The organism is Arenimonas aestuarii, assembly GCF_054781715.1.
Genome location: NZ_BAAGTW010000004.1, coordinates 146,598 through 164,945 on the forward strand (window position 1 = coordinate 146,598; position 18,348 = coordinate 164,945).

Annotated in this window: 17 protein-coding genes; 12 read left to right on the forward strand and 5 right to left on the reverse strand. The window is 70.0% G+C overall.

What is annotated here, in order from left to right:
• Positions 1-34 precede the first annotated feature (34 nt).
• Positions 35-964 carry a hypothetical protein gene (locus tag ACYVJH_RS01535; protein ID WP_460452903.1) on the reverse strand — a complete coding sequence of 310 codons (930 nt, stop codon included), beginning with the start codon at positions 962-964 and terminating at the stop codon, positions 35-37.
• Positions 965-1,069: 105 nt separating this feature from the next.
• On the opposite strand from ACYVJH_RS01535, the gene purT reads away from it, so the two are divergent.
• Entirely contained in the window at positions 1,070-2,278 is a 1,209-nt protein-coding gene (gene purT / locus ACYVJH_RS01540) for a formate-dependent phosphoribosylglycinamide formyltransferase (RefSeq protein WP_460452904.1), read from the forward strand.
• Here purT and ACYVJH_RS01545 read toward each other — a convergent pair.
• From ACYVJH_RS01545 to ACYVJH_RS01560, 4 genes are read right to left on the reverse strand one after another with little or no spacing between them, the layout of a single operon-like run.
• Positions 2,262-3,488: an endonuclease/exonuclease/phosphatase family protein gene (locus tag ACYVJH_RS01545; protein ID WP_460452905.1), complete on the reverse strand. Its 1,227-nt coding sequence runs from the start codon at positions 3,486-3,488 to the stop codon at positions 2,262-2,264. The two genes, purT and ACYVJH_RS01545, sit on opposite strands and share 17 nt — an antisense overlap.
• A gap of 37 nt (positions 3,489-3,525) precedes the next feature.
• The gene (locus tag ACYVJH_RS01550; RefSeq protein ID WP_460452906.1) at positions 3,526-4,248 is read right to left on the reverse strand and encodes an arginyltransferase; all 723 of its coding nucleotides are present in this window, start codon (positions 4,246-4,248) and stop codon (positions 3,526-3,528) included.
• Positions 4,249-4,270: 22 nt separating this feature from the next.
• The gene (asd, locus tag ACYVJH_RS01555) at positions 4,271-5,113 is read right to left on the reverse strand and encodes an archaetidylserine decarboxylase (protein ID WP_460452907.1); all 843 of its coding nucleotides are present in this window, start codon (positions 5,111-5,113) and stop codon (positions 4,271-4,273) included.
• The gene (locus ACYVJH_RS01560; protein ID WP_460452908.1) at positions 5,110-5,775 is read right to left on the reverse strand and encodes an SCO family protein; all 666 of its coding nucleotides are present in this window, start codon (positions 5,773-5,775) and stop codon (positions 5,110-5,112) included. The genes asd and ACYVJH_RS01560 overlap by 4 nt, the downstream gene beginning before the upstream one ends.
• 81 nt (positions 5,776-5,856) lie before the next feature.
• Between ACYVJH_RS01560 and prmB the strand changes: the two genes are divergently transcribed.
• The 11 genes from prmB (at position 5,857) to ACYVJH_RS01615 (ending at position 18,338) form a co-directional block, all read left to right on the forward strand.
• The gene (prmB, locus tag ACYVJH_RS01565) at positions 5,857-6,777 is read left to right on the forward strand and encodes a 50S ribosomal protein L3 N(5)-glutamine methyltransferase (RefSeq protein WP_460452909.1); all 921 of its coding nucleotides are present in this window, start codon (positions 5,857-5,859) and stop codon (positions 6,775-6,777) included.
• 6 nt (positions 6,778-6,783) lie between these two features.
• The gene (gene aroC / locus ACYVJH_RS01570; protein WP_460452910.1) at positions 6,784-7,878 is read left to right on the forward strand and encodes a chorismate synthase; all 1,095 of its coding nucleotides are present in this window, start codon (positions 6,784-6,786) and stop codon (positions 7,876-7,878) included.
• Positions 7,879-7,907: 29 nt separating this feature from the next.
• Positions 7,908-8,930: an aspartate-semialdehyde dehydrogenase gene (locus tag ACYVJH_RS01575; RefSeq protein ID WP_460452911.1), complete on the forward strand. Its 1,023-nt coding sequence runs from the start codon at positions 7,908-7,910 to the stop codon at positions 8,928-8,930.
• 79 nt (positions 8,931-9,009) lie between these two features.
• Positions 9,010-11,508 carry a FimV/HubP family polar landmark protein gene (locus ACYVJH_RS01580; RefSeq protein ID WP_460452912.1) on the forward strand — a complete coding sequence of 833 codons (2,499 nt, stop codon included), beginning with the start codon at positions 9,010-9,012 and terminating at the stop codon, positions 11,506-11,508.
• Between the two features lie 5 nt (positions 11,509-11,513).
• The gene (truA, locus tag ACYVJH_RS01585) at positions 11,514-12,290 is read left to right on the forward strand and encodes a tRNA pseudouridine(38-40) synthase TruA (protein WP_460452913.1); all 777 of its coding nucleotides are present in this window, start codon (positions 11,514-11,516) and stop codon (positions 12,288-12,290) included.
• Between the two features lie 44 nt (positions 12,291-12,334).
• Positions 12,335-12,970: a phosphoribosylanthranilate isomerase gene (locus tag ACYVJH_RS01590; protein WP_460452914.1), complete on the forward strand. Its 636-nt coding sequence runs from the start codon at positions 12,335-12,337 to the stop codon at positions 12,968-12,970.
• A gap of 1 nt (position 12,971) precedes the next feature.
• Positions 12,972-14,192, forward strand: a complete 1,221-nt coding sequence (trpB, locus tag ACYVJH_RS01595) for a tryptophan synthase subunit beta (protein ID WP_460454248.1) — start codon at positions 12,972-12,974, stop codon at positions 14,190-14,192.
• Positions 14,189-14,995: a tryptophan synthase subunit alpha gene (gene trpA, locus ACYVJH_RS01600; protein WP_460452915.1), complete on the forward strand. Its 807-nt coding sequence runs from the start codon at positions 14,189-14,191 to the stop codon at positions 14,993-14,995. Before trpB ends, trpA begins: the two co-directional genes overlap by 4 nt.
• Positions 14,996-15,072: 77 nt before the next feature.
• Complete coding sequence (gene accD, locus ACYVJH_RS01605) at positions 15,073-15,966, forward strand: acetyl-CoA carboxylase, carboxyltransferase subunit beta (RefSeq protein ID WP_460452916.1); 894 nt, start codon at positions 15,073-15,075, stop codon at positions 15,964-15,966.
• A gap of 7 nt (positions 15,967-15,973) precedes the next feature.
• Positions 15,974-17,317, forward strand: a complete 1,344-nt coding sequence (glmM, locus tag ACYVJH_RS01610; protein ID WP_460452917.1) for a phosphoglucosamine mutase — start codon at positions 15,974-15,976, stop codon at positions 17,315-17,317.
• Between the two features lie 82 nt (positions 17,318-17,399).
• A complete protein-coding gene (locus ACYVJH_RS01615; protein WP_460452918.1) occupies positions 17,400-18,338 on the forward strand; it encodes an isopenicillin N synthase family dioxygenase in 939 nt (312 codons plus the stop codon).
• Positions 18,339-18,348 lie beyond the last annotated feature (10 nt).

An 18,348-nucleotide genomic window follows, 5' to 3' on the forward strand; every position in this document is an offset into this window, starting at 1 on the left:
CATGACCCGGGTATTTAATAAAAGCCCATTAAAATCAATGATTTGGCTCATCAATCAGTCGGTAGCGCAGGAACGGCGAGGGCAGTTGTTCGCTGCCGATGACCATTTCCGTGCTCGCCGGGTCGAAGGCCAGGGCCTCGGCCTGGGGCAGCCAGGGCAGCTGCAGGTGCGGCATCTTGCCGTTCTGGCCGAGCAGCTCGCTCCAGTCGCCGCCGCGTGGACGGACCAGGAAGTGCACAGACTGGTAGTTCAGCACCGCCAGCACCCGTCCGTTCGGGCTCAGGTCGGCAGCGGTCACCTGCGAGCGGTAGCGGCCGAAAACCGGGTTGTCGGCCAGGGTGCGGGCGTCGGGCTGTTCAATGCCGGGCAGGGTGCCCAGGCGTTCGGCCACCACGGGCTCGCGGCCCGGGCGCAGGGGCACGCGGAACAGCTCCGCCGGCACCCGCTTTTTCGATACCAGCAGCACGTCGCCGGCTACCGGGTCCACCGCGGCGGCCTCGCAGTCCCTGGCACCATCGGGCCAGGTAAAGCGGATCGTCCAGGCCAGAAGCGCAGGCTTGCCCAGTTCGCGTGGCTGTTCGAGAACGTACAGCTGCAGTTCCCGGCGCAGGCCGCCGTTGTCGCCGACGTCGGCGATCAGCAGGTAGTCGCCGCCCTCGAAGCGGAAGCTGGCCAGGTCTTCCCAGTCGCGGTTGGGCACGCCAGGGGTTTCCACGCTGCCGCGAAACCCGCCCTCGCCATCGACCAGGTGCAGCTGTGCCGGGCTGCCGCTGTCGTTGATGGCCCAGTAGTGGCCGGGGAAATGGGTTGCCGCGGCCAGGCCGCTGATCTCGCCGATGGCAGGATGTGTCACCAGGCCACGAATCTCGGGCTCGCTCCAGCGCGCGGCCTGGGCCGGGGAGGCGAGCAGCAGGGCGGACAGCAGCGCGGTCGCAAGCGGGTGGCGGAGGAAAAAACGGGTCATATCGGCTCGTCAGGCTAGGGCCCGAGCATGACAGAAAGCCCCGTGGGCCGGCGACGCGCCCGGCGCCGCTACAATGGCGCCTTCCCCGCACCTTGAATCGCCGCCATGTCCGACCAGTCGTCCGTCACCCTGGGCACGCCGCTGTCCGCATCCGCCCGCCGCGTGCTGCTGCTCGGTTCAGGCGAGTTGGGCAAGGAGGTCGCCATCGAACTGCAGCGGTTTGGCTGCGAGGTGATCGCCGCCGACCGCTATGCGGACGCGCCGGCCATGCAGGTCGCGCATCGGTCGCACACGCTGAACATGCTCGATCCGGCGGCGCTGCGCGACCTGATCGCACACGAACGGCCCGACCTGGTGGTGCCCGAGATCGAAGCCATCCACACGCCGACCCTGGTCGAACTGGAAGCCGACCGGGGCCAGCGCGTGGTGCCGACCGCGCGTGCCGCCCGCCTGACCATGGATCGCGAAGGCATCCGCCGGCTCGCTGCCGAAACCCTGGGCTTGCCGACTTCGCCTTACCGGTTCGTCGATACCGAGGCCGAGTACCTCGATGCCGTGCGCGCGATCGGGCTGCCCTGCGTGGTCAAGCCGGTGATGTCGTCCTCGGGCAAGGGCCAGAGCACGGTGCGCAGCGAGGCCGACGTCGCCGGGGCCTGGGCTTACGCCCAATCCGGAGGGCGGGCCGGGCAGGGGCGCTGCATCGTCGAGGGTTTCGTGGATTTCGACTATGAAATCACGCTGCTGACGGTGCGCCATCGCGACGGCACTTCCTACTGCGATCCCATCGGCCACCTGCAGGTGGACGGCGACTACCGCGAAAGCTGGATGCCGCAACCGATGTCGGACGCGGCGCTGGCGCGCTCGCGCGACATCGCCAGGGCGATCACGGACGACCTGGGCGGCTGGGGGCTGTTCGGCGTCGAGTTGTTCGTGAAGGGCGACGAAGTCTGGTTCAGCGAAGTCTCGCCGCGCCCGCACGACACCGGCCTGGTGACCCTGGTCTCGCAGGAGCTGAGCGAATTCGCGCTGCACGCCCGCGCCATCCTGGGCCTGCCCATTCCCGTCATCCGCGGCCTGGGACCATCGGCGTCCTGCGCGGTGCTGGCCACTGGCCACGGTGTTCCGGAATTCGGCAACGTCGACGCCGCGCTGGCCGAGCCCGATACCCAGCTGCGGCTGTTCGGAAAACCCCGCGTGGAAGGCCACCGGCGCGTTGCCGTCACCCTGGCTCGCGACAGCAGCGTGGATGCCGCGCGCGCCAAGGCGCGGCGTGCCGCCGGGGCGCTCAGGGTCTCGCTCAATCCCGGCGCGTAGGCGCGTCGGGATTGGCCAGGTCCAACCAGACCATCCGGTGGTCCGTGGCGTCCAGCCACTCGGAGCCAGGCTGGCCGGGTAGCGGCCAGAAGACGCCGCTGTCCCTGACCTCGAAGCCGACCGACGGCAGCACGTAGTCCACCCGGAAATTGCCGTTGCGCGGGCCGAAATTGGCGGTGTCGTGCGCGGGTGAAGCGCGGTGCCCGTCGTTGGCGGCGCTGTTGCCGGCCGCATGCACCGCGCCTTCGCTGCGCGGCGCGGCGTAATGAAGCACGCGCGGGTGCTCAAGCAGCTGCTGGATGGTGCCGGGCAGGCTGCTGCCGTCGGCCGGGTCGGCGTTGTAGTCGCCCACGATCACGAAGCGTTCGCCCTCCGGCAGGCCTCCGCAGCGCTGCTGGTCGTCGCACAGCCAGGGTTTTTCGCCCGGGGCAACATATTCCGCCCACAGCCGGATCTCGTCGTGGTTGCGGGCGACGTTGCGCCGCTCCGGGCCGTCGAACACCGGCGGCGTCGGATGCGCGGCCAGCAGGTGCACTTTGCCCAGCGGGGTTTGAATGGGCAGGTCCCAGTGAGACTTGGAGCTCAGTCGCAGCTGCCGCCAGATGTCTTCCGGATACCAGGCCTCGCCCGTGGCCGGGTCCTTCGGCGCCAGCGCGCCCGGCATTTGTGCCCAGCGCAGCAGGCGGAAGCTGCGCGCCGCGTCGATGTCGATCGGGTAGCGGGACAGCACCAGCATGCCGTACTGGCCCGCGTGCAGGCCATAACCCCAGGCGTCGTCGCCGCGCTCGCGGCCGCGGGTGGCGACGCGGCCATTGCGGTCCAGGTCCAGGCCGCTGGGCTCGCCGGTATTGACCGGGGCCAGGTAGTGGTAGGGATAGGCAATGGCGTCCTGGCCATGCTGCCCGACGCCCAGGTAGTCGCGCATGAAGACGCCGGCGGCCGCGCCATCGGGGTCGAAGTCGAATTCGTTAATCAGCAGGACGTCGGGGCGCTTGTGCTGGATCACCGCGGCGATCTTGCGTGCGTCGGCGTCGCCGGCCTGCAGGCGCGCCAGCAGGCCGCCGGCTTCTTCGGTGTAGAGCGAGGTATTGAAGGTGGCGATCCGCAGGCTCACCGGGCCAGGGGGCGTGGCGACGGGGGCGTTTGCCCGGCAGGCCGCGAGGACGAGCACGAACAGGACCAGCAGGGCAGAACGGAAGGTAGGGCGCATGGGGCGCGATTGTGCCCGATGGACGTGACGCCGTCGCTCATTCCGGATCCGGCAGGGTCCGCCAGCGGGGACCGTCGAGGTATTCCAGCGGCCGGTACGCGCGCTTGTAGGCCATCTTGCGGTGGCCGTCTATCCAGAAACCCAGGTAGACATAACCACGGGCTTCGCGCCGTGCGCGTTCGACCTGGGCCAGGATCGCGTAGGTGCCCAGGCTGCGCGCCGCCAGCGCGGGGTCGAAGAAGGTGTAGACCGCCGACAGCCCGTCGGGCAGTACGTCGGTGACCGCCAGGGCAACCAGCCGTCCGTCGAGCCGGAACTCCATGAAGTCGGTCGGGCTCCAGCGGCAGGCCAGGAAGGCATCGAAGTTTTCCGGCGCCGGGTCGTCCATGCCGCCGCCGGCGTGGCGGGTATCGAGGTAGAGCCGGTAGAGCGCGAAGTTCTCCTCGGTGCGCTCGGGCGGCGCGGTGCTCACCGCCAGGTCGGCGTTCCGCGCCAGGCATCGTTTCTGGGCGCGGTTGGGTTCGAAGCGCTCGGCCGGGATGCGCACCGAGATGCAGGCCCGGCAGCCGGCGCAGTGGGGTCGGTAGACGTGGCCGCCGCTGCGCCGGAAGCCCATCGCCAGCGCCTGGCCGTAAACCGACGGCAGGTGCGGGTCGGTCGGGTCGATGATCAGGTCGCGCGCAAGCCGGTCCTGCCAGTAGCCGCAGGGATGCTCCAGGCTCTGGAAAAGTCGGATCGCGTGCTGGCCACTGCTGCGCATGCCCGAAGTTTATCCCCCTTTTTCAGCCCAGCACGCGGCCCAGGCGCTGGCCGACGCGGGTTTGGGTTTCGGTGGCGAAGCTGTCGAGCTCGACGGCGTCGCGCGGGAACAGCAGGATCACCGTCGAGCCGTAGTTGAAGCGCGCCATTTCCGCGAAGCGGGCCAGGGTCACGCCCTTGCCGCGCCAATCGCGGCGGATCGGCGTGTTGGCATAGGCGGGGATCTCGACGCCGTTCCACACCGTTTCCACGCCCGAGACCAGCATCGCGCCAACCATCACCGAACACATCGGCCCGAAGTCGGTTTCGAAGTGGCAAACCAGGCGTTCGTTGCGCGCGAACAGCCGCGGGATGGCCTGCACGCCCCAGGGTGCGACCGTGAACAGGCGGCCCGGCACGTGCAGGGTTTCGACCAGGGTGCCCGCCCAGGGCATGTGCACGCGGTGGTAGTCGCGCGGCGACAGGTAGACGTTGGCGAACCAGCCGTCGGCGTAATGCGCCGCCATGGCCTCGTCGCCGAGCAGTTCGGCGGCGGTGAAGGACTGGCCCTTGGCCTGGAAGATGCGGCCGGCCTCGATGCGTCCGGCCTGGCTGACCTTGCCGTCGGCGGGCATCAGCAGGGTGCCGGGGTCGGCATCGGCCACCCGCGCGCCCGGGCGCAGTTCTCGGGTGAAGAAGGCGTTGAAGTGCGGGTAATTGCGCGGCTCCGGGTCGGCGGCTTCGGACATGTCGACGCCGAACTTGCGGATCACCAGTGCGATCAGCCAGTCCTTGAATCGTCCGTTGGTGGACCGGGCCACGCCGTAGGCCAGCCGCGAGAGAAGCCGGTGCGGCAGCAGGTACTGCAGCGCGACCTTCGGGCTCACGGCGCCACCTCGGCCAGCAGGGCCAGGTCGGCGGCGATGTCATCGGGCACGAAGGGCGGGCGGATCAGGCCCACCTGGCGGCCCTGGGCGTCCAGCACCACCAGGGCGCTGGAGTGGTCCATGCTGTAGTCGCCGTCTTCGAGCGGCACTTTCATATAGACCAGGCCCAGGCTGGTGGCGAATTTTTCCAGCGCCGGCTCGGGCGCCGTGGCGGCCAGGGTGTCGGCGTGGAAGTAGCGGGCGTATTCGCCGGTCTTGGCCGGCGTGTCACGGTCCGGGTCGACCGAGACGAACAGCACCCGTGGCCGGCGACCCTCCGGCAGGTGGTCCCACTGCGCCTGCGCGCGGGACAGGTCGGTCAGGGTGGTCGGGCAGACGTCGGGGCAGTGGGTGAAGCCCAGGAAGACGACCGTCCAGCGACCCCGCAGTTCGGCCGGTTCCAGCGGCGTGTCGTCCGACTGTTGCAGCGCGAAGGTCGGCACCTCGCGCGGCGCCGGGAACAGGCGCACCGCCTTGAGCCGGTCCGGGTCCACCGCCGGCAGGGAGGCGGTGTTTGCCGACGGCGTGGCCGTTCCCGGCGACATCAGGACCTGGGCGGCCCAGAGGCCAAGCCCGGCGGCGATGGCGGCGACAAGGATGAGCAGCGTCTGGCGATTGAACACGTGGAACCCCGGGACTGTGGATGCCGGCAATTATAGGCCGGGCGCGGCTATACTCCCGCCATTGCAAGGGATTTCAAGAACATGCCGGCGGAACTTGCCACCATCATCGATTTCATCCGCTACGGCGCCAGCCGTTTTAATGCCGCCGGCCTCAGCTTTGGCCACAGCATGGACAACGCCCTGGACGAGGCGACCCAGCTGGTGCTGCACGCCCTGCACCTGCCGCACGACCTGGGTCCGGCCTACGGCCAGGCGCGGCTGACCACCGAAGAGCGGCAGGACGTGCTGTCCCTGTTCACCCGCCGCATCAATGAGCGCATCCCGGCGTGTTACCTCACCGGCGAGGCCTGGTTCGCGGGCCTGAGCTTCAAGTCCGACACGCGCGCGCTGGTGCCGCGTTCGCCCATCGCCGAACTGATCGAAGCCGGCTTCGAGCCCTGGCTCGGCGGCCGCGAGGTCACGCGCGCGCTGGACATGTGCACCGGCTCGGGCTGTATCGCCATCGCCACCGCGCACTACCACCCGCACTGGCAGGTGGATGGCGTCGACCTGAGCGAGGACGCGCTGTCGCTGGCGCGCGAGAACGTCGAGCGCCTGCACGCGGACAACGTGCGCCTGGTGCATTCGGACCTGTTCCACAACCTCGACGGCGAGGTGTACGACCTGATCGTCACCAACCCGCCCTACGTCACCCACGCCGAAACCGACGCGCTGCCGCCGGAATACAAGCACGAGCCCGAGCTGGGCCTGCGCGCCGGCGACGATGGCCTGGACCTGGCGCTGGAAATCCTGCGCGACGCGCCCCGCCATCTTTCCGAACACGGCCTGCTGATCTGCGAGGTCGGCGAAAGCGAACGCGCGTTGGTCAACCTGCTGCCCGAGGTGCCCTTCAACTGGGTCGAGTTCAAGGTCGGCCAGATGGGCATCTTCGTGGTCGAGCGCGAGGACCTGCTGGCGCACCACGCCAGCATCAAGGCGCTGGCCGATGCGCGCAGGGCCTGACCGCACGTGAGCGACAACAGCTTCGGCCGCCTGCTACGGGTCACCACGTTTGGCGAAAGCCACGGTCCGGCGATCGGCTGCGTCGTGGACGGCTGTCCGCCTGGCATAAGGCTGGCGCCGGAAGACTTCAGCCACGACCTGGCGCGTCGCGCCACCGGCAAGACCCGCCACACCTCGCAGCGCCACGAAGACGACGAGGTCGAGATCCTCAGCGGCGTTTTCGAAGGCCAGACCACCGGCACGCCGATCGCCCTGCTGGTGCGCAACACCGATGCGCGCAGCAAGGACTACGCCAACATCGCCAACCAGTTCCGTCCGGGCCACGCCGACTACACCTACCTGCACAAGTACGGCATCCGCGACCCGCGCGGTGGCGGCCGCAGTTCGGCCCGGGAAACCACGATGCGGGTGGCCGCGGGCGTGATCGCCCGCAAGTGGCTGGCCGAACGCCACGGCGTGCAGGTTCGCGCCTGCGTGTCGCAGGTGGCCGGCCTGGTGCCGGGCCGCTTCGACTGGGACGCGGTGGAAGGCAATCCCTTCTTCTGGCCCGATGCCGGCCAGGTGGGCGAGCTCGAAGCCTTCATGGACGCGCTGCGAAAGTCGGGCGACTCCGCCGGCGCCCGCGTGCACGTGCAGGCCCTGGGCGTGCCGCCGGGTTGGGGCGAGCCGGTCTACGGCAAGCTCGACGCCGAAATCGCCGCCGCCATGATGTCCATCAACGCCGTCAAGGGCGTGGAGATCGGCGCCGGCTTCGCCAGCGTGACCCAGAAGGGCAGCGAGCACCGCGACCTGATGTCGCCGGAAGGATTCGCCAGCAACCACGCCGGCGGCATCCTGGGCGGCATTTCCAGCGGCCAGCCGATCGAGGTGTCGGTGGCCTTCAAGCCCACGTCCAGCCTGCGTCTGCCCGGCGCCACGGTCGACCGCAGCGGCGCCGCGGTGGAGGTGGTCACCACCGGCCGCCACGACCCCTGCGTCGGCCTGCGCGCGCCGCCGATCTGCGAAGCCATGCTGGCCCTGGTGCTGATGGACCAGGCCCTGCGCCAGCGCGCCCAGAACGCCGATGTCCCGCCGGTCTCGCCCAGGGTGCCCGGCGGCTGACACCCCCGATTGTTTGTTACGGATGATCCATGAGCGACAAGACCTATAACGTTGCGGTAGTTGGCGCCACCGGCGCGGTCGGCGAAGCGATGCTGGCGATCCTGGCCGAGCGGAAGTTCCCGGTCGGCAAGCTGCACCTGCTGGCCAGCGCGCGCTCGGCCGGCGAAAAGATCGGCTTCGGCGCGCAGAAGCTGGTGGTCGAGGACCTGGCCAGCTTCGATCCCAGCGGCATCGACGTCGCGCTGTTTTCGGCCGGCGGGTCCGTGTCCAGGGAATTCGCGCCCAGGTTCGCCGCCGCCGGCGCCGTGGTCATCGACAACAGTTCGGCCTTCCGCTACGACGACGACGTGCCCCTGGTCGTGTCCGAGGTGAATCCCGAACAGGTGGAGAACCGCCCGCGCGGCATCATCGCCAACCCCAATTGTTCAACCATGCAGATGCTGGTGGCCCTGGCGCCGATCCACCGCGCCGCCGGCATCGAGCGCATCAACGTCGCCACCTACCAGTCGGTCTCGGGCGCCGGTCGCAGCGCCATGGAAGAACTCGGGCGGCAGACCGCGGCCATGCTCAACTTCCAGCCGCATGAGCCGGCGAAGTTCCCGGTCCAGATCGCCTTCAACCTGATACCGCACATCGACGACTTCCTGGACAACGGTTTCACCAAGGAAGAAATGAAGATGGTCTGGGAAACCCGCAAGATCCTGGGCGACGAAACGATCCAGGTGAACCCGACGGCCGTGCGCGTGCCGGTGTTCTTCGGCCACGCCGAAGCGGTTCATCTCGAAACCCGGCGCAAGCTGAGCGCCGCCGAGGCCCGCGAGCTGCTTGAAGCCGCGCCGGGCGTGGAAGTGGTGGACGATCGCGAGGCCGGTGGCTACCCGACGCCGGTGACCCATGCCGCCGGTACCGATCCTGTTTACGTCGGCCGCATTCGCGAGGACATCTCGCATCCGCGCGGCCTGAACCTGTGGATCGTCGCCGACAATATCCGCAAGGGTGCTGCCCTCAATGCCGTGCAGCTGGCTGAACTCGTGGTCAAAAGCCGTTCCTGACCGGTATATTCGCCAGACATGACGTCGGGGCCGCCGCAGGGGAGTGGTCGCGCCATCCACAGTCGGGGAGAAACCGCGCGTGAAAATCAGGCATCTGCAGCTTCCGTTGGCCCTGGCACTGGCGCTGGGAGCCGCGCCGGCCCATGCCCTGGGCCTGGGCGCGCTCGAGGTCAAATCCGGCCTGAACCAGCCACTGGTCGCTGAAATCCCCATCCTGTCGGCGGCCCCGGGTGAACTCGAGGAGCTTGAGGTCCGCCTGGCTTCGCCCGAGGCGTTTGCCCGGGTTGGCCTGGAGCGCCCGGTTGGCCTGACCGCCAACCTGCAGATGGAGGTCGGTCGCAATGCCCAGGGCCAGCCCGTCATCCGCGTCACGACCTCCAACCGATTCAACGAACCGTTCCTGACTTTCCTGATCGAGGCCAACTGGGGCCGCGGCAGCGTGGTGCGCGAGTACAGCGCCCTCGTTGATCCGCCGCACATCGCGCCGGCCGTCATCCGCCCGCTGGAAACCCCGGTGGTTGCCGCGCCGCCGGTGGTCAGTGCCTCGCCTGCGCCTGCCGCCTCGGCCGAGCCGGTCGCCCTGCCGGAAGAACCCGCCACCGACGTCGCCCAGATCCCGGAAGAACCCAGGCCATTGCCTGAGCCCGAGCCCTTGCCGATGCCGGAGCCGGAGCCGGAGTCGGAACCCGTGGCCGCTGCACCCGAACCCGAGCCGCTGCCGGCCCCGGTGCCCGAGCCCGAGCCCGAGCCCGAGCCGGTGCCCGAGCCAGAGCCGGAACCCGAGATTGCCGCCCAGCCTGAGCCTGAGCCCGAGCCGGCGCCTGCGCCGCCGCCTGCGCCGCCGCCGCCCGCTCCGGCCCCGACCCCGGCCCCGGGCGAATACGGCCCGGTCGCCAGTGGCCAGACCCTGTGGTCTATCGCCAGCAGCACGCGGCCCGACCCGGCGGTCACCGTGAACCAGATGATGCTGGCGCTTCAGCGGGCCAATCCCGAAGCCTTCATCGACGACAACATCAACCAGCTCAAGCGGGGCGCCGTGCTGCGCATCCCGACCACCGAGGAGGTTCGCCAGCTCGGGGCCGCCGAGGCCGCGCAGCTGGTGCGTGCGCAGGCCGAGGCCTGGCAGGGCCGGCGCCGTCCCGTGCCGCAGCCGGCCGAGTCCGTGGCCGACAGCCGCGCGACCACGCCCGCCGAGCGGCCGTCACGCGCCCCGGCGACGGAAGGGCGCCTTGAGATCGTTCCGCCCGCCGGCGATGCCCAGGCCGCGCGAGGCGTGCAGTCCGGCGCCGCCGCTGGTGAAAGCGGCGCCGAGTTGCGCGCCGAACTCACCCAGGCCAAGGAAGACCTCGCCGCGCGCGAAGTGGAGATCCAGGAGCTGCGTTCGCACATCGCGGAGCTCGAAGCCCAGCAGGGCGACAGCCAGCGCCTGATCGAGATGCAGTCCAGCCAGCTCAAGGCCCTGCAGGAACGCCTGGCCGCGGCCCAGGGTGAAAGCCCGGCACCAGCCGTGGCGACGACGCCCGCGCCGGCGGCCGCCGACCCGGCGGCATCCGTGGAAAGCGAAGCGGTTGCGGAACCCGCCGCCAGCGAACCCGCCGCGCCCGCGCCCTGGTACCTCAACCCGATGGTCCTGATCGGCGCCGGCCTGGTGCTGCTCGGTGGCCTGGTGCTGGCCTTGCGCGGCAAGCGCAAGCCCTCGCCGCTGCCCGTGCCGCCGCGTCGGATCTCCGACGACGACGCCCTCAAGGCCAGCCTGCCGGGCGCGCGTTCCGCGGCAGCGAGCAGCGAGCAAGACGCCGAGGCGAGCGCCGACGCGACGCCGGCCGATGCCGAGCGCGACCGCCTGCAGGCCGCCATCGACGACCAGCCGGGCGACCTGGAGGCCCACGTCAGCCTGCTTCGCCACCTGCACAAGCAGGGTGACCGGATGGCCTTCGAAGTCGCCGCCCAGGCCATGCGCCTGCATGTGCGCAGCACCCTGGACCCGCGCTGGCGCGAGGCGGTGGTGATGGGCGTCGCCATTGCCCCGGGCAATGCGCTGTTCAGCCAGGCCGGCTGGAACACGCCGCGTTTCGGCGATACCGGCGTCATGGCGTCGAGCCCGGCAGCGGCCGCCCAGCCTTCGCCGCCGGCGCCGTCCTCCGACGAGGACCTGGCCGACCTGGCCGCGCTGGCGGCGGCGCCCGCGCCGGACACCGCCGAGGCGGATTGGGAAAGCCTGCCGCACGGGGACCTGCCGGACGTCGATTCCCCGGCACCCGCGCCTGCCGACGACTCGCAGGAGCTGGCGTTCGAAGCCGGGTCCGGGCTCGAGTCCGATGGCGGAACCGACGACGGGGAGGGGCTCGACCTCGTTGATGCCGATGCCCAAGCCGACGACGCCGGCGCCGACGTGTTGATGGACGAAGCCGCCGCCAGCGCCGACGAAGATGCCAGCGCCACCAAGATCGAGCTGGCCAAGGCCTACCTCGACATAGGCGACGTGGACGGGGCCCGCGGCATGCTCGAGGAAGTGGCGGCCGAGGGCAGTGCGGCCGCGCGCGCCGAGGCCGAGCGCCTGCTGCGGGAGATCGGCTGACGCTGGTGCGCTACGCCGCGGGCATTGAGTACGACGGCTCGGGATTTCTCGGCTGGCAGCGTCTGGCCGAGGGCGAGACCGTGCAAGCGGCCGTCGAGAAGGCCCTGGCGTTCGTCGTCGACCATCCCCTGGACGTGGTCTGCGCCGGCCGCACCGACAGCGGCGTGCACGCCCGCTGCCAGGTGGTGCATTTCGACACGGACGCCGAACGCACGCCCTACGCGCTGCGCCAGGGCGGCAACAGCCGGCTGCCGCCGGGCGTGAGCATCCTGTGGTGCCAGCCGGTGGATCCCGACTTCCACGCCCGCTACGCCGCGCGTGCGCGGCGCTACCGCTACACCGTGCTCAACCGCCGCGTGCGACCGGCCATGCTTCGCCACTACCTCACCTGGGAGCGGCATCCGCTGGACGCAGCTGCCATGCACCGCGCCGCCCAGGCGCTGGTCGGCGAGCATGACTTCAGCGCCTTCCGCACCGTGCACTGCCAGGCCAAACACGCGCGCCGGAGCGTGCACGAGATCACCGTTCAGCGCGATGGGGAACACGTCGTCATCGACGTGCAGGCCAATGCCTTCCTGCACCACATGGTGCGCAACTTCGTCGGCAGCCTGCTGCTGGTGGGGCGGGGCGAACAGCCCGAGGCCTGGGTCGCGCAGCTGCTGGCCGGCCGCGACCGGACGGTCGCCGGCCCGACGGCCCCGTCCAACGGGCTGGTGTTCCTGGGGCCACGTTATCCGCGGCGCTGGGCCTTGCCCGAGGAAGTGGCCTTCGACGGCGACTGAGCCACCTGCACGGTATGCACACGCGTACCGCCTACAATGTGGGGATGCACACCCGGATCAAGTTCTGCGGCATGACCCGCCCCGGTGACGTCCGCCTGGCCGTCGAGCTGGGCGTGGACGCCATCGGCCTGGTGTTCGCGCCGGGCAGCCCGCGCTGCCTGGACGCGGCGCGCGCAGAGCCGCTGCGTGAGGCGATCCCGCCGCTGGTGCACGCCGTGGCCCTGTTCATGGACAACCCGGGCAGTGAAGTCGAGGCCCTGGTACGCCAGCTCAAACCCGACCTGCTGCAGTTCCACGGCAGCGAAAGTGACGCCTTCTGCCGCGCCTTCGGCCTGCCTTTCGTCAAGGTGCTGGCCATGGGCGGGCAACAGGGCGATGCGGCGGTCCTGCGGAAACGCTACCCTTCGGCCAGTGCCTTCCTGCTCGACGGCCACGCCCCGGGCCAGCCCGGTGGCAGCGGCGAGCGCTTCGACTGGTCGCGCGTGCCCCCGCTTGGCAAGCCGGTCTTCCTGGCCGGCGGGCTTCGGCCGGCCAACGTCGGCGAAGCGGTGCGCACGGCCCGGCCGTTCGCGGTGGATGTATCCAGTGGCATCGAAAGCGCGCCCGGCGTCAAGGATGGCGGGCGCATGCAGCAATTCGTGGAAGAGGTGAAACGTGCAGACCGCAGTGTCCAAGGATGACATCCCGCAGGCGTCGGAGATCGCCGATTTCAATGTGTTCCCCGATGCCGCCGGCCACTTCGGTCGCTACGGTGGCGTGTTCGTGTCCGAAACCCTGGTCGAGCCGCTGCGCGAACTGGAAGCCGCCTACGACGCCGCCCGGGCCGACGCGGCCTTCAAGGCCGAACTCGAGCATGAGTACAAGCACTACGTGGGCCGGCCCAGCCCGATCTACGAAGCCCGCCGGCTGTCCGACTTCGTGGGCGGCGCGCGCATCCTGCTCAAGCGCGAGGACCTGAACCACACGGGCGCGCACAAGATCAACAACACCATCGGCCAGGCCATGCTGGCCCGCCGGATGGGCAAGACCCGGATCATCGCCGAGACCGGGGCAGGTCAGCATGGCGTCGCCAGCGCGACGGTGGCCGCACGCCTCGGCCTGGAATGCGTGGTCTACATGGGCGCCACCGACGTCGAGCGCCAGGCGCCCAACGTCTTCCGCATGAAGCTCCTGGGCGCGACCGTGGTGCCGGTGCATTCGGGCAGCAAGACGCTCAAGGACGCGCTCAACGAAGCCATGCGCGACTGGGTCACCAACGTGCGTGACACCTTCTACATCATCGGCACCGTCGCCGGCCCGCACCCTTATCCGAAACTCGTGCGCGACTTCAACGCCGTGGTCGGCCACGAGGCGAGGGGACAGATGCTGGCCGACTATGGTCGCCTGCCCGACGCCGTCACCGCCTGCGTGGGCGGCGGCAGCAACGCCATCGGCATCTTCCATGCCTTCCTCAACGACCGGGGCGTACGCCTGGTCGGTGCGGAGGCCGCAGGCGACGGCGTCGCCTCCGGCCGCCACGCGGCGTCGCTGGTGGCCGGCCGGCCGGGCGTGCTGCACGGCAACCGGACCTACGTCATCTGCGACGACGACGGCCAGATCATCGAAACCCATTCCATTTCCGCCGGCCTGGACTACCCGGGCGTCGGGCCCGAACACGCCTTCCTCAAGGACAGCGGCCGCGCCGACTACGTGGGCGTCACCGACGACGAGGCGATGGAGGCCTTCCACCTGCTGGCGCGCAAGGAAGGCATCCTGGCGGCGCTCGAATCCAGCCATGCCATCGCCCAGGCCATGAAGCTCGCCCGCGAGTTGCCCCGGGATTCCCTGGTCCTGTGCAACCTGTCCGGACGGGGTGACAAGGACATCTTCACGATCGCCAAGCGCGAGGGCATCGAACTGTGAGCGGGCGCATCCGGGCCAGGTTCGACGAGCTCGCGACGTCCGGGCGCAAGGCCCTGGTTCCCTTCATCACCGCCGGCGACCCTTCGCTCGATGCCACGGTGCCAGTGATGCACGCGCTGGTGCGGGCCGGGGCGGACGTGATCGAGCTGGGCGTGCCGTTTTCCGACCCCATGGCCGATGGCCCGTCGATCCAGCGCAGCTCCGAACGTGCGATCGAGCGCGGCGCCGGCCTGCGTTACGTGCTGCGCTGCGTGGCTGGTTTCCGGGAAAGCGACGCCAACACGCCCGTGGTGCTGATGGGCTACCTCAATCCCATCGAAATCCTGGGCGCCGAAGCGTTCGCCCGTGACGCCGCCGCCGCCGGCGTGGACGGCGTGCTGCTGGTGGACCTGCCGCCCGAAGAGGCCGGCCCCAACCGCGCCGCCTTCAACGTCGCCGGGCTGGACCTGATTTCCCTGGCCGCACCGACCACCACCGAAGCGCGCCTGGCGCGCCTGGCGTCGGAATCGCAGGGTTACCTGTACTACGTATCCTTCGCCGGGGTCACCGGCGGCAGCCAGCTCGACGTCGCCGACGTGCAGCGGCGGGCCGGCGACCTGCGCGCACGCGCCAAGGTGCCGGTGCTGGTTGGTTTTGGCATCCGCGACGCGGCCTCGGCCGCCGCGCTGGCCCCCGCCGCGGACGGCGTCGTGGTCGGCAGTGCACTGGTCGACGCGCTGGCGGACGCGGGCGGGCCGGAAGATGCCGCGGCCCGCGCCGAGGCCTTTCTCGCCCCGCTGCGCCAGGCGCTGGACGCCGCCTGAGCCCCCGGGGCGGGGCAGGGGCCCTCCTCCGGCCTTTCGCGATAAACTGCCCGGCCCAGAAACACACCGGTGGACCAATGAGCTGGCTGACCAAACTCATGCCCTCGCGCATCCGCACCCAGGGCAACGGCAAGCGCGGCGTGCCCGAGGGCTTGTGGGAAAAATGCGACAAGTGCGGCGCCGCCCTGTACGGCCCCGAGCTCGAGAAGAACCTGCGCGTCTGCCCGAAGTGCTCGCACCACATGGCGATCGGCGCCCGTGAGCGCCTGGTCGCCCTGCTCGACGACGACAGCGGTGAGGAAATCGGAGCCGCCCTTGGCCCGGTGGACGCGTTGCACTTCAAGGACCAGAAGAAATACGCGGACCGCATCAAGGCGGCGCAGAAGAACGTCGGCGAACGCGACGCCCTGGTTGCCGTCCAGGGCAAGCTCAAGGGCCGGCCGGTGTGCGTGGCGGCCTTCGAGTTCCGCTTCATGGGCGGCTCGATGGGCTCGGTGGTTGGTGAACGTTTCGCCCTGGCGGCCGAACGTGCGGCGGACATTGGCTGCCCGCTGGTGTGTTTTTCCGCCACCGGCGGCGCCCGCATGCAGGAAGGCCTGTTCTCGCTGATGCAGATGGCCAAGACCTCGGCGGCGCTGGGCCGCCTGCGCGCCCGGGGCCTGCCCTTCGTGTCGGTGCTCACGCACCCGACCACCGGCGGCGTGTCGGCTTCGCTGGGCATGCTGGGTGACATCAACGCCGCCGAGCCGCACGCGCTGATCGGCTTCGCCGGCCCGCGCGTCATCGAGCAGACCGTGCGCGAAACCCTGCCCGAGGGCTTCCAGCGTTCGGAGTTCCTGGTCGAGCACGGCGCCATCGACCTGATCGTCGACCGCCGGCAGATGCGCGAAAAGCTCTCGGCGTTGCTGGCATTGATGATGCGCCAGCCGGCGCCGACCCCGGACCCGGCGTCCACCGCCGAGACGGCCTGAGGTCGGCATGGGCGAGCGCAAGTATTTCGGCACCGACGGCATCCGCGGGCGGGTGGGCGAATTCCCGATTTCCGCCGACTTCATGCTGCGCCTGGGCGCCGCCGCCGGCCGCGTGCTGGCCGGCGAAGGCCGGGAGCACGCGGTGGTGGTCATCGGCAAGGACACCCGCATCTCCGGCTACATGTTCGAATCGGCGCTCGAGGCCGGCCTGGTCGCCGCGGGTGCCGACGTGCGGATGGTCGGCCCGATGCCGACCCCGGCGGTGGCCTACCTGACACGCTCGCTGCGCGCCGATGCCGGCATCGTCATCAGCGCCTCGCACAACCCGCACCACGACAACGGCATCAAGTTCTTCTCTGCCCAGGGCGAGAAGCTGCCCGATGCGGTCGAGGCGGCGATCGAGGCCGAGATCGACAAGCCCTTCCGGACCGTGCCCTCCGAACGCCTGGGCAAGGCCCAGCGCGTGGACGACGCCCTGGCGCGTTACGCCGAGTTCTGCAAGACCACCGTGCCCGAGGACTTCAGTCTCGGCGGCATGCGCCTGGTGGTCGACTGTGCCCACGGGGCGACCTACCAGGTGGCGCCGCGCGTGCTCGAGGAACTGGGCGCGGTGGTGGACGCCCTGGGCGTCGAGCCCGACGGCCTGAACATCAACAACGGAGTCGGCTCCACCCACCCGGAGGCGCTGATGGCGCGCGTGCGCGAAACCGGCGCCGACCTGGGCATCGCCTTCGACGGCGACGGCGACCGGGTGCTGATGGTGGACGGGCGCGGCCAACTGGTCGACGGCGATGGCCTCATCTATCTGCTGGCGCGCGACTGGCGGGCCAGTGGCCGCCTGGCGGGCCCCGTGGTTGGCACGCTGATGACCAACTACGCCATGGAGCGTGGCCTGGCCGGCCACGGCATTGGTTTCATCCGGGCCCGGGTCGGCGACCGCTTCGTGCACCGGGGCCTGGTCGAGAACGGCGGCGTTCTCGGCGGTGAGGCCTCGGGCCACCTGCTGTGCCTGGACCGGGCCAGCACCGGCGACGCCCTCGTCAGTGCCCTGCAGGTGCTCGAATCCCTGCGCCGGCAGGGGCTTTCGCTGGAGCAGGCCCTTTCCGACTACACGCCGCTGCCCCAGCAGACGGTCAACGTGCGCATCGCCGCCGGCGCCAGGCCGCTGGACCAGCCGGCCGTGCAGGCGGCGCGCGACGAGGCGGAGCAGGCGCTGTCGGGCCGCGGCCGACTGGTGCTGCGTGCCTCGGGCACCGAACCGGTGGTGCGCGTCACGGTCGAAGCCGACGATGCCGGACTGATGCGCCAGGTGCTCGACCGCCTGGCCGAGGTGGTGCGCGCCGCCACGTGATCCGCCGGCCTTGAGCGGCGTCAAGGAAGCTTGCCCCCCGCCTGGCCTAGACTTTCCCCACGATTCGCCACTGGACCCCGACGTGACCGCCCGTATCCCGACCCTCGACATCCAGCGTTTTGACACCGACCGCGAAGCCTTCGTGGCCGAACTTGGCGCCGCCTACCGCGAATGGGGGTTCGCCGGCATTCGCAACCACGGCATTTCGCAGGCGCAGATCGACCGGGCCTACGACGTCTTCCAGCGTTTTTTCGCGCTGCCAGAAGAAACCAAGCGCAAGTACCACGTGCCCGGAGGCGGCGGCGCGCGTGGCTACACGCCGTTCGGCATCGAAACCGCCAAGGGCGCGCAGCACTTCGACCTCAAGGAGTTCTGGCACGTCGGCCGCGAGATCCCGCGTGACTCGAAGTACGCCGACGTGATGCCGCCGAACCTGTGGCCGGACGAGATCCCGGAGTTCAGGGAAGTGGCCTACGGCCTGTTCACCTCGCTCGACCAGCTCGGATCGCGCGTGCTCAGCGCGTTGGCGCTGCACATCGGCCTGCCGCAGGACTGGTTCGCCGACAAGACCAACTTCGGCAACTCGATCCTGCGCCCGATCCACTACCCGCCGATCACCGCGCCCGACGTGCCCAACGTGCGCGCCGGTGCGCACGAGGACATCAACTTCATCACCCTGCTGGTGGGCGCCAGCGCCGCGGGCCTGGAAGTGCTTTCGCGCAAGGGCGAATGGGTGCCGTTCACGGCCGACCAGGACACCATCGTCGTGAACATCGGCGACATGCTGCAGCGCCTGACCAATCATGTTTACCCGTCCACGACCCACCGGGTGGTGAACCCGCCGGGTGACGAGGCGCGCAAGCCGCGGTATTCGACGCCGTACTTCCTGCATCCGAATCCGGACTTCCTGATCAAGACGCTGCCCCAGTGCATCAGCGCCGACAACCCGGACCGCTACCCGGAGCCGATCACCGGCCACGACTACCTGATGGAGCGGCTGCGCGAGATCAAGTTGGTCTGAGTGAAACTCA